This window comes from Mesorhizobium sp. SARCC-RB16n, assembly GCF_008520305.1.
Lineage (GTDB): Bacteria > Pseudomonadota > Alphaproteobacteria > Rhizobiales > Rhizobiaceae > Mesorhizobium.
Window position 1 is genome coordinate 1 of sequence record NZ_ML703272.1, and the last position, 15,004, is coordinate 15,004.

Consider the following 15,004-nt stretch of genomic DNA (forward strand, 5'->3'; position numbering starts at 1 on the left):
GAGGCTTAGTGCGCTCGAATTTACCTTTTGCCATGTGATGTCTCCATTTCCTGCTCGCCCATGCGGGCTTTGAATTGCGTTACCGCGGCAGCTCTTTCGAGTTACGCGTATTTCTTCTGGACTTCCTGAGCGACCGCGGTCGGGACCGGCTCGTAGTGATCGAACTGCATCGTGTAGGCCGCGCGGCCCTGGCTCATCGAGCGCAGGTTGTCGACGTACTTGAACATGTTGGCGAGCGGCACCATCGCGTTGATGACGACGGCCACGCCGCGCGCTTCCTGGCCCTGGATCTGGCCGCGACGGCCGTTCAGGTCACCGATGACGCTGCCGACGTAGTCTTCCGGCGTCACCACCTCGACCTTCATGATCGGCTCGAGCAGTTGCACGCCAAGCTTGGGAGCAGCTTCACGGAAGCACGCACGGGACGCGATTTCGAACGCCAGGACCGAAGAGTCGACGTCGTGGTAGGCGCCGTCGATGAGCGTCGCCCTGACGCCGATCATCGGGAAGCCAGCAAACGGACCAGCGCCCATGACGCTCTGGATGCCCTTTTCGACGCCCGGGATGTATTCCTTCGGCACCGCGCCGCCGACGATCTTGGACTCGAACACGAAGTCCTCGCTCTCGGAATTCGGCTCGAACACAACCTTGACGCGCGCGAACTGGCCGGTACCGCCGGTCTGCTTCTTGTGCGTATAGTCCTGCTCGTGCTTGCGGGTGATCGTCTCGCGATAGGCCACCTGCGGCGCGCCGACATTGGCTTCGACCTTGAATTCGCGACGCATGCGGTCGACGATGATGTCGAGGTGAAGTTCGCCCATGCCGGAGATGATGGTCTGGCCGCTTTCCTCATCGGTCTTGACGCGGAAGGACGGATCCTCGGCAGCCAGGCGGTGAAGGGCGAGGCCCATCTTTTCCTGGTCGTTCTTGGTCTTCGGCTCGATGGCGATCTGGATGACCGGATCGGGGAATTCCATGCGCTCGAGGATGACCGGGTGCAGCGGGTCGCACAGCGTGTCGCCGGTGGTGGTGTCCTTGAGGCCAGCCAAAGCGACGATGTCGCCGGCGAAAGCTTCTTCGACGTCGGCGCGCGAATTCGCATGCATCTGCAGCATGCGGCCGATGCGCTCCTTCTTGCCCTTCACGGTGTTGTCGACCGAGACGCCCTTGGTGAGCTTGCCCGAATAGATGCGGGCAAAGGTCAGCGAACCGACGAACGGATCGTTCATGATCTTGAAGGCGAGCATCGACAGCGGCTCGTTGTCGTCCGCATGACGCTCAATCTCGGCGTCGGTCTTGGCATCGACACCCTTGATGGCCGGGACGTCGGCCGGCGACGGCAGGTATTCGACGACGGCGTCGAGCAGCGGCTGCACGCCCTTGTTCTTGAAGGCCGAGCCGCAGAACATCGGGTAGAACTTGACCGCGATCGTGCCCTTGCGGATCAGCGAACGGATCTCGTCATTCGACGGCATCTTGCCTTCGAGGTAGTTCTCGAGCGCCGTCTCGTCCATTTCGACGGCGGCTTCGATCATCTTCTCGCGGTATTCTTCGGCACGCGCCTTGAGGTCGGCCGGGATCTCGACGACGTCCCAGGCAGCGCCGAGCGTTTCGTCGCGCCAGACAAGCGCGTTCATCTCGACGAGGTCGACGACACCCTTGAATTCGGTCTCGGCGCCGATCGGCAGCTGCATGACGACAGCCTGCGCACCGAGGCGCGAGCCGATCATCTCGACCGAGCGGTAGAAGTCGGCGCCGATCTTGTCCATCTTGTTGCAGAAGATCATGCGCGGCACGCGGTACTTGTCGGCCTGCCGCCAGACGGTTTCCGTCTGCGGCTCGACACCGGCATTGGCATCGAGCAGCGCGATGGCGCCGTCGAGCACGCGCAGCGAGCGCTCGACCTCGATGGTGAAGTCGACGTGTCCGGGGGTGTCGATGATGTTGAAGCGGTGCATCTTGCCGTCACGACCCTTCCAGAAGGTCGTGGTCGCGGCGGACGTGATGGTGATGCCGCGTTCCTGCTCCTGCTCCATCCAGTCCATGGTGGCAGCGCCGTCGTGCACTTCGCCGATCTTGTGCGACTTGCCCGTGTAATAGAGGACGCGCTCGGTGGTCGTCGTCTTGCCGGCGTCGATATGCGCCATGATACCGAAATTGCGGTAGTCTTCGATTTTGTATTCGCGGGCCATCGTAGCTGCCTCTCAGTCCTGTTCGCGCTTTACCAGCGGTAGTGTGCGAAAGCGCGGTTGGCTTCAGCCATCTTGTGGGTGTCTTCACGCTTCTTCACGGCGGTGCCGCGGTTGTTGGCCGCGTCCATCAGCTCGCCGGAAAGACGGTCGACCATGGTGGTCTCGTTGCGGTTGCGGGCCGCGGCGATTAGCCAACGGATCGCCAGCGCCTGGCGGCGCTCGGGACGAACGTCAACCGGAACCTGGTAGGTGGCGCCGCCGACGCGACGCGAACGCACTTCCACATGCGGCGCGACATTGTCGAGCGCCTGGTGGAAAACGGTGACCGGCTCCTGCTTGGTCTTCGACTGGACCTGGTCCAGCGCGCCGTAGACGATGGTCTCGGCGACCGACTTCTTGCCGTCATACATGACGGCGTTCATGAACTTGGTGACGATCAGATCGCCGAACTTGGGATCCGGGTTGATCTCACGCTTTTCTGCACTGTGACGACGCGACATGGCTTTTGTCTCTCAATCTCGTAGCCCGGCGCATTCAAGCAGCGCCAAGGCCGGAAAATCTTACTTCGGACGCTTTGCACCGTACTTCGAACGGCGCTGCTTGCGGTTCTTCACGCCCTGCGTGTCGAGCACGCCGCGGATGATGTGGTAGCGCACGCCCGGAAGATCCTTGACGCGGCCGCCGCGGATCATGACCACGGAGTGTTCCTGAAGGTTGTGACCTTCGCCGGGGATGTAACCGATCACTTCAAAACCATTGGTCAGGCGGATCTTGGCCACCTTGCGCAGCGCCGAGTTCGGCTTCTTCGGCGTCGTCGTATAGACGCGCGTGCAGACGCCCCGCTTTTGCGGGTTCTGCTGCATGGCCGGGACCTTGTTGCGCTTCACCGGCGCAATGCGCGGCTTGCGGATCAGCTGGTTGACGGTAGGCATTAAACCCTCTTGTCTCTCAATTCCGTGTCTCGTGCCGGTCAAGGCTCGCTCAAAGCGTCATTTCCGTACGCAAATTCGGGCCACAAACCGCGCCTCGCGGTCTTGCCCGAACAAATCGCAGAGGAAGCGGAAACCGCTTCGTGCACGCCGGAAATGTCTTTTCGCTCGTAAAACGAACCCTGTTTGAGGCAAACTCCAAAGCGTGTCGCTTCGGAAGGGAGAGCCTCACATCGGTTCTGACTGGGCGGCTTCTACTCGTAAGCCCGCGAACCGTCAAGCCCGCAGCGGCAAATATTGCGTTGAAGCCCGGGCTTGGCAGCCATGCGAAAACCGCATGTAATTTTCTTTCGCCATTTTGCAAGGGCGGGGAAGAAAGTGCCAAGCCTCTAGCAAAGTGAATGGCTTTCGGCTGTTGCAGGGCCTTGCTTCATGCGAAAAGGCCGCATGAACAGCGACAATCCCTCGCCGCGGAGGAATCGGCCCGTGAACGACAATGAAGAGCGCCCGGTCACCATCATCACCGGCCGGGTGTGGAAGAAGAAAGGCGGCAAGCCGGAAGGCGTGCATGTCATGCTGGTGGCGCCCGATGACGATTCGGCGGTGCGCCGGGCGCTCGAATCGCTCGCAGCGGAAGGCTACGCCGAGGCAGAGCTCGACCAGATCGGCGACATGGAGGGCGAGCCCGACGATGAGCCGCATCTTTCGGCCTTCCAGGGCGCGCTCGAAGGCGAAGTATCGATCGTAACCTTCGACGTGCCGATCTGACCGAGGCGCGGCGCCCCTCACCTGTGCCCTGCGCCATGATGCCGATTCGTTCAGATAGCTGGCACGGGCGGCGCTTGCCCGTTATGGCCGATCTGCTAAGAGACGCGCAGTCGTCCAAACCCGGCGGAGCCTCATGTCCTCATCCATCTCGCCCATAAGAATCGGCATTGTCGGCGTCGGCAAGATCGTGCGCGACCAACATCTTCCGGCACTGGCCAAGGATCAGGACTACCAGCTGATTGCGGTTGCCAGCCGGCATGGCAAGGTCGACGGCATCGCGAATTTCCCCGACATAGAGACGATGCTTGGCGCGGTTCCGGAACTCGACGCGGTGTCGCTGTGCATGCCGCCGCAGTTCCGCTATGACGCCGCGCGCAAGGCGCTCGAGGCCGGAAAGCACGTCTTCCTGGAAAAACCGCCGGGTGCCACGGTCAGCGAGGTCGAGGACCTGAAGGCACTGGCGACAAAACAGGGCGTCTCTTTGTTCGCAAGCTGGCATTCGCGCTACGCGCCGGCGGTCGAAGCGGCGCGGACATTCCTGGCTTCGACCAAAATCAAATCGGCCGCGGTCGTCTGGAAGGAGGATGTGCGCCGCTGGCATCCGAACCAGGACTGGATCTGGCAACCTGGCGGCTTCGGCGTCTTCGATCCCGGCATCAACGCGCTGTCGATCGCAACCTACATCTTGCCGGCCATGTACATCACCTCGGCCGTCCTCGACTTTCCCGAGAATCGCGACGCGCCGATCGCGGCCCAGGTCGCCTTCCGCGCCGCGAACGGATCCGATGTGACCATGGATCTCGACTGGTTGCAGACCGGACCGCAAAGCTGGGACATTCTCGCGGACACGGATGCTGGCAAGATGGTGCTCTCGGGTGGGGGCTCGAAGCTCGCCGTCGACGGCCGTGTCGTACACGAGGAGCCGGAAGCGGAATATCCGATGCTCTATCGGCGATTTGCCGAGATCGTCCACGCCCGAACGTCGGATGTGGACCTTGCGCCGCTCCAGCACGTCGCCGACGCGTTCATGCTGGGCAAGCGCAATGTGGTCGAGGCGTTTTTCGACTGAGGGTCGCCGGGCGCGCTGGCCTCAGTCGACGATCGCGATGGCAAAGCCGTCATAGCCCTTGGCGCCCACGGTCTGGATGGCTGTGCCGTCCAGACGTTTGTCGCCGCCGATGAAGGAAAACGCCGCAGCAGCTTTCCTTGCGCCGCCGAGACGTCGATCGCCGGCAGGCCTTGGTCCCGGTTGGCCGCCAGAACCGCGTCGAGAACGGGATCCGGCTCGAAGAGCGAGGAAACGATGTAGTTGTCGACAGCCGTCCAGGTCTTCGTGCTCATCTACCTTCCCCTGATCGTTGAAACGAAGAAGCCGCCGGGTTGCCCCGACGGCTTCTGTTGCCTGAGATTTTGCCCGCCGCGCCTACTGCGCGGCGGTTGTCATATCCGCCAGCATCGGTTCGGCGACTTCCACACCCGAGGCCTTGCGGCGCTCGTCAATGATGAGTTCGTCGCGCGAGGTGGCGATGCGCCGGATCTGGCTCATCGTGCCGCCGGTACCGGCCGGGATCAGCCGGCCGACGATGACGTTTTCCTTCAAGCCCTGCAGCATGTCGGTCTTGCCGGCAACCGCAGCCTCCGTCAGCACCCTGGTCGTCTCCTGGAAGGAGGCGGCCGAGATGAAGGACGGCGTCTGCAGCGAGGCCTTGGTGATGCCCAAGAGCACCGGCTGGCCTTCGGCCGGCTTCTTGCCGTCCTCGACCAGGCGCTCGTTGACCTCTTCCAGTTCGATCACGTCGACGTGGTCGCCCGGGATGTAGGTCGAATCGCCCTGCGTGGTGATCTCGACCTTCTGCAGCATCTGGCGAACGATCACCTCGATGTGCTTGTCGTTGATCGACACGCCCTGCAGACGGTAGACTTCCTGGATCTCGTTGACGAGGTAGGACGCAAGCGCCTCCACGCCCTTGATCGCCAGGATGTCGTGCGGCGCCGGATTGCCGTCGAGGATGTAGTCGCCCTTCTCGATGACGTCGCCGTCCTGGAGATGGAACGGCTTGCCCTTCGGGATCAGGTATTCGACCGGCTCGAGCGTCGAGTCGTGCGGCTCGATGATGATGCGACGCTTGTTCTTGTAGTCGCGGCCGAAGCGGATCGTGCCATCGATCTCGGCGATGATGGCGTGATCTTTCGGACGACGTGCCTCGAACAGTTCGGCAACACGCGGCAGACCGCCGGTGATGTCCTTGGTCTTGGCGCTTTCCATCGGGATACGCGCCAGCACGTCGCCGGGGCGAACCTGGGCACCCGGCTCGACCGAGAGAATGGCCTCGACCGAGAGCAGGAAGCGGGCATCGCCACCCTTCGACAGCTTGCCGACCTTGCCCTTGGTGTCCAGGATGGCAATCGCAGGCTTGAGGTCGTTGCCGCGCGGCGTCGAACGCCAGTCGATGACCTCACGCTTGGTGATGCCGGTCGACTCGTCGGCCGTTTCCTGAACGGAAATGCCGTCGACCAGATCCTCATACGACACCTTGCCCTCAATTTCAGTGAGGACAGGACGGGTATAGGGATCCCACTCGGCGATACGCTGACCGCGCTTCACCTTGTCGCCATCATCCACGAAGATACGCGAACCATAGGTGACGCGGTGCGTCGCACGCTCCTTGCCGGCTTCGTCGAGGATCAGCACCGCCATGTTGCGGCCCATGACCATCTGCTGGCCGTCCGAGTTGCGCACCACGTTGCGGTTGCGGATCTCGACCTTGCCCTCATAGGAGGCTTCAAGGAACGAGCTATCCACCACCTGCGCGGTACCGCCCATGTGGAAGGTGCGCATGGTGAGCTGCGTGCCCGGCTCGCCGATCGACTGCGCCGCGATGACGCCGACGGCTTCGCCCTGGTTGACAGGGGTGCCGCGGGCCAGATCGCGTCCGTAGCAGACCGCGCAGACGCCGATCCTGACTTCGCAGGTCAGGGCCGAGCGGATGCGGACCGACTGTACGCCGGCCTTTTCGATCTGTTCCACGTCACGCTCGTCCATCAGCGTTCCTGCCTTGACCAGAACCTCGCCCGACACCGGATGGGTGATGTCGTCGAGCGATGTGCGGCCCAGCACGCGCTGGCCGACCGAAGCGACGACCTGACCAGCATCGACGATCGGCTGCATGGTGAGGCCCTTGTCGGTGCCGCAATCCACGGAGTTGACGATGCAGTCCTGCGCCACGTCGACCAGACGACGGGTGAGGTAACCCGAGTTCGCCGTCTTCAAGGCGGTATCAGCCAGACCCTTGCGGGCGCCGTGGGTCGAGTTGAAGTACTCGAGCACGGTCAGGCCTTCCTTGAAGTTCGAGATGATCGGCGTCTCGATGATTTCACCCGACGGCTTGGCCATCAGGCCACGCATGCCGGCGAGCTGGCGCATCTGGGTGGGCGAGCCACGCGCACCGGAGTGCGACATCATGTAGATCGAGTTCATCGGCTTCTGACGGCCATTGTCCTCGAACTCGACCGCCTTGATGCGGGCCATCATTTCGTCGGCGACCTTTTCCGAGCACTTGGCCCAGGCGTCGACAACCTTGTTGTACTTCTCGCCCTGCGTGATCAGGCCGTCATTGTACTGCTGCTCGTATTCCTTGGCCAAAGCCTCGGTGTCCGACACCAGCTTGATCTTGGTGTCCGGGATCAGCATGTCGTCCTTGCCGAACGAGATGCCGGCACGGCACGCATGAGCAAAGCCGAGTGCCATGATGCGATCGCAGAAAATGACCGTCTCCTTCTGACCGCAGTGGCGGTAGACGGTGTCGATCATCTTGGAGATGTTCTTCTTGGTCATCTCCTGGTTGGCGGTCTCGTAGGGCACGTTGACGTTCTTCGGCAGAAGCTCGCCGATGATCATGCGGCCAGGCGTGGTGTCGTAGATCTTCGACACGACCTTGCCTTCGGCATCGACCGTGCGGAAGCGACCCTTGATCTTGGCGTGCAGGGTCACGGCCTTGGTCTCGAGCGCGTGCTGGAGCTCGCCCATGTCGGCAAACACCATGCCCTCGCCCGGCTCGTTCTGGTTGACGATCGACAGGTAGTAGAGACCCAGAACCATGTCCTGCGACGGCACGATGATCGGCGCGCCGGAGGCCGGATGCAGGATGTTGTTGGTCGACATCATCAGCACGCGGGCTTCCAACTGCGCTTCCAGCGACAGCGGCACGTGAACGGCCATCTGGTCGCCGTCGAAGTCGGCGTTGAAGGCCGTGCAGACCAGCGGGTGAAGCTGGATCGCCTTGCCTTCGATCAGGATCGGCTCGAACGCCTGGATGCCGAGGCGGTGCAGCGTCGGCGCGCGGTTCAAGAGAACCGGATGCTCGCGGATGACCTCGTCGAGGATATCCCAGACTTCCGGACGCTCCTTCTCGACCAGCTTCTTCGCCTGCTTGACGGTCGAGGAATAACCCTTGGCGTCGAGGCGGGCGTAGATGAAGGGCTTGAACAGTTCGAGCGCCATCTTCTTCGGCAGGCCGCACTGGTGCAGCTTGAGCTCCGGACCGGTGACGATGACCGAGCGGCCGGAATAGTCGACGCGCTTGCCGAGCAGGTTCTGACGGAACCGGCCCTGCTTGCCCTTGAGCATGTCGGACAGCGACTTCAGCGGACGCTTGTTGGCGCCGGTGATGACACGGCCGCGACGGCCGTTGTCGAACAACGCATCGACGGCTTCCTGCAGCATGCGCTTTTCATTGCGCACGATGATGCCGGGGGCGCGCAGCTCGATCAGCCGCTTCAGGCGGTTGTTACGGTTGATGACGCGGCGATAGAGATCGTTCAGGTCCGACGTTGCGAAGCGTCCACCATCCAGGGGAACCAGCGGACGCAGGTCCGGCGGGATCACCGGAACAACCTTCATGATCATCCATTCCGGACGGTTGCCGGACTCCATGAAGTTCTCGACGACCTTGAGCCGCTTCAGATACTTCTTCTGCTTCAGCTCGGACGTGGTCGAAGCCAGTTCCGAACGCAGGTCGCCGGCGATCTTCTCCAGATCCATGCCGGCCAGAAGGTCATGAATGGCCTCGGCGCCGATCATGGCGGTGAAACTATCCTCGCCATATTCGTCGACCGCGATCATGTACTCTTCCTCGCTGAGCAGCTGGTGCTCCTTCAGCGCGGTGAGGCCAGGCTCGGTGACGATGTAGTTCTCGAAGTAGAGGACGCGCTCGATGTCCTTCAGCGTCATGTCGAGCAGCGTGCCGATGCGCGAGGGCAGCGACTTCAGGAACCAGATATGGGCGACGGGTGCAGCCAGCTCGATATGGCCCATGCGCTCGCGGCGGACGCGCGACAGCGTGACTTCGACGCCGCACTTCTCACAGATGACGCCCTTGTACTTCATGCGCTTGTACTTGCCGCACAGGCATTCGTAGTCCTTGATCGGGCCAAAAATGCGCGCGCAGAACAGGCCGTCGCGCTCCGGCTTGAAGGTGCGGTAGTTGATGGTCTCCGGCTTCTTGATCTCGCCGAACGACCAGGACAGAATCTTCTCAGGGCTGGCAAGCGAAATCCGGATGGAATCGAACACCTGCGCAGGCGCCTGCGGATTGAAGAGATTCATGACCTCTTGGTTCATGCCGTTCTCCTTTTCGGGGTCCTCGAAAACCCCTTGCATCTAACGCGGGCCGAATGCCCGCTGAGTGGTCGGCCCACCGGCCGTAGAATTTCGTGGACGCGCCGCGGCATTCCGCGACGCGCCATAGCCTTTACTCTGCTGCGTCCGGCAATCGAACCGGAGCTTCGTCGAGCTTGGTGTTTTCCAGCTCGACATTGAGGCCAAGCGACCGCATTTCCTTGACGAGCACGTTGAAGCTCTCGGGAATGCCGGCTTCGAACGTGTCGTCGCCTCGCACGATCGCCTCGTAGACCTTGGTGCGGCCGGCGACGTCGTCCGACTTCACCGTCAGCATTTCCTGCAGCGTGTAGGCGGCGCCGTAGGCTTCCAGCGCCCAGACCTCCATTTCACCGAAGCGCTGGCCACCGAACTGCGCCTTGCCGCCCAGCGGCTGCTGGGTGACGAGCGAGTACGGACCGATCGAACGCGCGTGGATCTTGTCGTCCACGAGGTGGTGAAGCTTGAGCATGTAGATATAGCCCATCGTCACCTTGCGATCGAACGGCTCGCCGGTGCGTCCGTCGTAGAGCTGCGACTGACCACTGGTATGCAGGCCCGCCTGCTCCAGCATGATGTTGATATCAGCCTCGTGCGCGCCGTCGAACACCGGGGTCGCGATGGAGACGCCGCGGCGCATCTGCTCGCTGAGGCGAACAATGCTCTCGTCGTCATAGTCGCGGACCGGCTCGTTGCGGTCGTTGGCCGGCATGAAGCTTTCCAACGTCTTGCGCAGCGGCTTGATGTCGCCAGCCGACTTGTAGGCGTCGATCATCTCGCCGATCTTCCTGCCCATCCCGGCACAAGCCCAGCCCAGATGCGTTTCCAGGATCTGGCCGACATTCATGCGGCTCGGCACACCCAGCGGGTTGAGCACGATATCGGCATGCGTGCCGTCCTCGAGGAAAGGCATATCCTCGACTGGAACGATGCGCGACACGACACCCTTGTTGCCGTGACGGCCGGCCATCTTGTCGCCGGGCTGCATCTTGCGCTTCACCGCCACGAAGACCTTGACCATCTTCATGACGCCCGGAGGCATTTCGTCGCCGCGCTGCACCTTCTCGACCTTGTCCATGAAGCGCTGTTCGAGCGCCTTCTTGGAATCGTCGTACTGGCCGCGCAGGGCTTCCAGTTCGCTCTGGAGCTTTTCGTTCTCCACCGCAAACTGCCACCACTGCGAACGCGGATACTCGTCGAGCGTGTCCTTGGACAGCGTCGAGCCCTTCTTGAAGCCCTTCGGTCCAGCGATCGCCTCCTTGCCGACGAGAACGTCGGAAAGACGCGCATAGACGTTGCGGTCCAGGATCGCCTGCTCGTCGTCACGGTCCTTGGCGAGGCGTTCGATCTCCTCGCGCTCGATCGCCATGGCGCGCTCGTCCTTCTCCACACCGTGGCGGTTGAACACGCGCACCTCGACGACGGTGCCGAAGGTTCCAGGAGGCATGCGCATCGACGTGTCGCGCACGTCGGAAGCCTTTTCGCCGAAGATGGCGCGCAGAAGCTTTTCTTCCGGCGTCATCGGGCTTTCGCCCTTCGGCGTGATCTTGCCGACCAGGATGTCGCCCGGCTGCACTTCCGCACCGATATAGACGATGCCGGCTTCGTCGAGGTTCTTCAGCGCTTCTTCCGAGACATTGGGAATATCGCGCGTGATTTCCTCCGGACCGAGCTTGGTATCGCGCGCCATGACCTCGAACTCCTCGATGTGGATCGAGGTGAAGACGTCGTCGGCGACGATGCGCTCGGACAGGAGGATGGAGTCCTCGTAGTTGTAGCCGTTCCACGGCATGAACGCGACCAGCACGTTGCGGCCGAGCGCCAGATCACCGAGCTCGGTCGACGGACCGTCGGCGATGATGTCGCCCTTGTTGACCCGGTCACCCATGCGCACCAGCGGACGCTGGTTGATGCAGGTGTTCTGGTTCGAACGCTGGAACTTCATCAGCCGGTAGATGTCGACGCCGGACTTGCCCGGGTCGAGATCTTCCGTGGCGCGGATAACGATACGCGTCGCGTCCACCTGGTCGACGATGCCGCCGCGGCGGGCGCCGATGGCGGCGCCCGAGTCACGGGCGACGATCGGCTCCATGCCGGTGCCGACGAACGGCGCCTCGGCGCGCACCAGCGGCACGGCCTGACGCTGCATGTTCGAGCCCATCAGAGCGCGGTTGGCGTCGTCGTTCTCGAGGAACGGAATGAGTGCCGCGGCAACAGACACCATCTGCTTGGGCGACACGTCCATCAGATCGACGTTTTCGCGCGGCGCCATCATCACTTCGCCGGCGCTGCGGCAAATGACGAACTCGTCGACGAAACCGCCGTTCTTGTCGAGCTCGGCGTTGGCCTGCGCGACATGGTGCTTGGCCTCTTCCATCGCCGAGAGATAGACGACGTCATTAGTCAGCTTGCCGTCGACGATCTTGCGGTACGGGCTTTCGATGAAGCCGTACTTGTTGACGCGCGCGAAGGTCGCCAGCGAGTTGATCAGACCGATATTCGGGCCTTCCGGCGTCTCGATCGGGCAGATGCGGCCGTAATGCGTCGGGTGCACGTCGCGCACTTCGAAGCCGGCACGCTCGCGGGTCAGACCGCCCGGTCCAAGCGCCGAGAGACGACGCTTGTGGGTGATCTCCGACAGCGGATTGGTCTGATCCATGAACTGCGACAGCTGCGAGGAGCCGAAGAACTCGCGCACGGCGGCGGCCGCCGGCTTGGCGTTGATCAGGTCCTGCGGCATGACCGTGTCGATCTCGATCGAGGACATGCGTTCCTTGATCGCGCGCTCCATGCGAAGCAGGCCGACGCGGTACTGGTTCTCCATCAGCTCGCCGACCGAACGCACGCGGCGATTGCCGAGATTGTCGATGTCGTCGATCTCGCCCTTGCCATCACGCAGTTCGACCAGCGTCCTGACCACGGCCAGGATGTCGTCCTTGCGAAGCACGCGCACGGTGTCCTCGGCCTTGAGCTCGAGGCGCATGTTCATCTTGACGCGGCCGACGGCGGACAGGTCGTAGCGCTCGCTGTCGAAGAACAGCGAGTTGAACATGGCTTCGGCGGTCTCGAGCGTCGGCGGCTCGCCCGGGCGCATGACACGGTAGATGTCGAACAGCGCGTCCTGGCGGCTCTCGTTCTTGTCGACGGCGAGCGTGTTGCGGATATAGGCGCCGACATTGACATGGTCGATGTCGAGGACCTGGATCTCCTGCTCGCCGGTGCCGAGCAGCACCTTGAGCGTCTTTTCGTCGATCTCGTCGCCGGCCTCGAGGAAAATCTCGCCGGTGGCGTAGTTGACGATGTCCTCGGCCAGGTAGTTGCCGAGCAGATCCTCGTCGGTCGCCTTGATCGCCTTGAGACCCTTCTCGCCGAGCTGACGCGCCTGGCGGGCGGTGATCTTCTTGCCAGCCTCGACGACGATCTCGCCGGTGTCGGCGTCGACCAGGTCGCCGACGGCCTTGAGGCCGCGGAAACGCTCGACGTTGAACGGAATGCGCCAATGGTCGCCGGCGCGCTTGTAGGTGATCTTGTTGTAGAAGGTCGACAGGATCTCCTCGCCGTCCATGCCGAGCGCCATCAGCAGCGACGTGACGGGGATCTTGCGGCGGCGGTCGATGCGGGCGTGCACGACGTCCTTGGAATCGAACTCGATGTCGAGCCACGAGCCTCGGTAGGGGATGACGCGGGCGGCGAACAAAAGCTTGCCCGACGAGTGCGACTTGCCCTTGTCATGGTCGAAGAAGACGCCCGGCGAGCGGTGCATCTGCGAGACGATGACGCGCTCGGTGCCGTTGACGATGAAGGTGCCGTTGAGCGTCATGAGCGGCATGTCGCCCATGTAGACGTCCTGCTCCTTGATGTCCTTGATCGACTTGGCGCCGGTATCCTCGTCGATGTCGAACACGATGAGGCGCAGCGTCACCTTCAGCGGCGCGGCATAGGTCAGGTCGCGCTGACGGCATTCGTCAACGTCGAATTTCGGTCCTTCGAACTCGTACTTCACGAACTCCAGCATGGAGGAGCCGGAAAAATCGGAGATCGGGAAGACCGACTTGAAAACAGCCTGCAGCCCTTCGTCGGGACGTCCGCCCTTGGGCTCGTCCACCATCAGGAACTGGTCATAGGATGCCTTCTGAACCTCGATAAGGTTCGGCATCTCCGCAACTTCCGGGATCTTTCCGAAGAATTTGCGTACGCGTCTGCGGCCATTGAAAGTCTGGGTCTGGGCCATCGTCGCTCCTTAGCTCTAAACTCGGGACGAACCTCGCCGCGGTTCGTCTTGCATACTGAGCCACCTGGGCAGCGGCTCTCTGTCTGTTCTCCGGCCGCCTTTCCAATTGCTTGGCGGCTACCGGCTAAAACGGGAGAAAACCCGTTTCCTGAAGGCCGGCTTACGGCCCTCAGGAAAGAGGTTTTCGTACATCTCGCGTCACGCAGCCTCCCCTGGTCACCCAAGAGAGTGGCGGACGGCGCGAGGCCGCCCGCCGCTTTTTACGGTTACTTCAGGTCGACCTTGGCACCGGCTGCTTCCAGCTGGGCCTTGAACTTGTCAGCGTCGGCCTTGGAAACGCCTTCCTTGACCGGCTTCGGAGCCGCTTCGACCAGGTCCTTGGCTTCCTTGAGGCCAAGACCGGTGATGGCGCGGACTTCCTTGATGACGTTGATCTTCTGAGCGCCTGCCTCGGTGAGGACGACGTCGAATTCCGTCTTTTCCTCGACAGGGGCAGCAGCAGCGGCAGCGCCGCCAGCAGCGGCAACCGCCACCGGAGCAGCAGCCGAAACGCCCCACTTTTCTTCCAGAAGCTTCGACAGCTCGGCCGCCTCGAGGACGGTCAGCTTCGAAAGGTCGTCTACGATCTTTGCGAGATCAGCCATTGTTGTATTCCTTCGTTAGGTTCGAACGTGTGTTTTTGATAGCGAGGAACGGCCTCATGCCGCCTCGTCCTTCCGGGCGTAAGCGCCGATGACGCGCGCGACCGAGGCCGCTGGCGCATTGACGATCTGGGCGATCCGGGTTGCCGGCGTGGCGATCATGCCAACCAGCCTGGCGCGCAGCTCATCGAGCGACGGAAGTGTGGCGAGTGCCTTCACACCGTCGGCGTTGAGCGAGGTGGTGCCCATTGCGCCACCGAGAATGACGAGCTTGTCATTCCCCTTGGCGAAATCGGACGCGACCTTCGGCGCCGCAATCGGATCCTCCGAATAGGCGATCAGCGTCTGTCCCTTGAACAGGTCGATGATCGATGCGGAGTCCGTGCCCTGAAGAGCGATTTTGGCGAGACGGTTCTTCGCGACTTTAACGGTGCCACCGGCGGCGCGCATTTTCGACCGAAGGTCGTTCATTTGCGCGACGGTGATACCGGCATAGTGGGCCACGACGACTGAACCTGCGCCCGAGAACGCATCATTCAGGCCCGTGACGAGTTCGCGTTTTTCCGCTCTGTCCACTGCCTATCTCC

Annotated in this window: 9 protein-coding genes; 2 read left to right on the forward strand and 7 right to left on the reverse strand. The window is 62.3% G+C overall.

The window, feature by feature from the left end; all coding sequences use genetic code 11:
* Positions 1-101 precede the first annotated feature (101 nt).
* Genes fusA through rpsL form a run of 3 tightly spaced genes read right to left on the reverse strand, consistent with a single transcriptional unit; the run spans position 102 to position 3,124 of the window.
* Positions 102-2,192, reverse strand: a complete 2,091-nt coding sequence (gene fusA / locus C7I87_RS20645) for an elongation factor G (protein WP_127869367.1) — start codon at positions 2,190-2,192, stop codon at positions 102-104.
* A 29-nt stretch (positions 2,193-2,221) separates the two neighbouring features.
* On the reverse strand, positions 2,222-2,692 hold the full coding sequence (gene rpsG / locus C7I87_RS20650; protein WP_008875664.1) for a 30S ribosomal protein S7: 471 nt from the start codon (positions 2,690-2,692) through the stop codon (positions 2,222-2,224).
* Positions 2,693-2,752: 60 nt separating this feature from the next.
* Positions 2,753-3,124 carry a 30S ribosomal protein S12 gene (rpsL, locus tag C7I87_RS20655; RefSeq protein ID WP_006333356.1) on the reverse strand — a complete coding sequence of 124 codons (372 nt, stop codon included), beginning with the start codon at positions 3,122-3,124 and terminating at the stop codon, positions 2,753-2,755.
* 483 nt (positions 3,125-3,607) lie between these two features.
* Between rpsL and C7I87_RS20660 the strand changes: the two genes are divergently transcribed.
* The gene (locus C7I87_RS20660; protein WP_127277968.1) at positions 3,608-3,889 is read left to right on the forward strand and encodes a transcriptional regulator; all 282 of its coding nucleotides are present in this window, start codon (positions 3,608-3,610) and stop codon (positions 3,887-3,889) included.
* Positions 3,890-4,034: 145 nt separating this feature from the next.
* On the forward strand, positions 4,035-4,958 hold the full coding sequence (locus tag C7I87_RS20665) for a Gfo/Idh/MocA family protein (RefSeq protein WP_188393919.1): 924 nt from the start codon (positions 4,035-4,037) through the stop codon (positions 4,956-4,958).
* A 354-nt stretch (positions 4,959-5,312) separates the two neighbouring features.
* On the opposite strand, the gene rpoC is transcribed toward C7I87_RS20665, so the two are convergent.
* The 4 genes from rpoC to rplJ all read right to left on the reverse strand — a co-directional run bounded on the left by rpoC (position 5,313) and on the right by rplJ (position 14,993).
* Positions 5,313-9,509, reverse strand: a complete 4,197-nt coding sequence (rpoC, locus tag C7I87_RS20675) for a DNA-directed RNA polymerase subunit beta' (protein WP_149905959.1) — start codon at positions 9,507-9,509, stop codon at positions 5,313-5,315.
* 130 nt (positions 9,510-9,639) lie between these two features.
* Positions 9,640-13,776 (reverse strand): DNA-directed RNA polymerase subunit beta, encoded by a 4,137-nt coding sequence (gene rpoB, locus C7I87_RS20680; protein ID WP_149905960.1) that lies wholly within the window; start codon positions 13,774-13,776, stop codon positions 9,640-9,642.
* A gap of 266 nt (positions 13,777-14,042) precedes the next feature.
* Entirely contained in the window at positions 14,043-14,420 is a 378-nt protein-coding gene (gene rplL / locus C7I87_RS20685) for a 50S ribosomal protein L7/L12 (RefSeq protein WP_015317993.1), read from the reverse strand.
* A gap of 54 nt (positions 14,421-14,474) precedes the next feature.
* A complete protein-coding gene (rplJ, locus tag C7I87_RS20690) occupies positions 14,475-14,993 on the reverse strand; it encodes a 50S ribosomal protein L10 (protein ID WP_027146631.1) in 519 nt (172 codons plus the stop codon).
* Between the last annotated feature and the right edge of the window lie 11 nt (positions 14,994-15,004).

Coding starts and splice junctions, on each gene's coding strand:
- rpsG (WP_008875664.1), bottom strand. CDS start 2,692: ATGTCGCGTCGTCACAGTGCAGAAAAGCGTGAGATCAACCCGGATCCC.
- rpoB (WP_149905960.1), bottom strand. CDS start 13,776: ATGGCCCAGACCCAGACTTTCAATGGCCGCAGACGCGTACGCAAATTC.
- rpsL (WP_006333356.1), bottom strand. CDS start 3,124: ATGCCTACCGTCAACCAGCTGATCCGCAAGCCGCGCATTGCGCCGGTG.
- fusA (WP_127869367.1), bottom strand. CDS start 2,192: ATGGCCCGCGAATACAAAATCGAAGACTACCGCAATTTCGGTATCATG.
- rplL (WP_015317993.1), bottom strand. CDS start 14,420: ATGGCTGATCTCGCAAAGATCGTAGACGACCTTTCGAAGCTGACCGTC.
- rpoC (WP_149905959.1), bottom strand. CDS start 9,509: ATGAACCAAGAGGTCATGAATCTCTTCAATCCGCAGGCGCCTGCGCAG.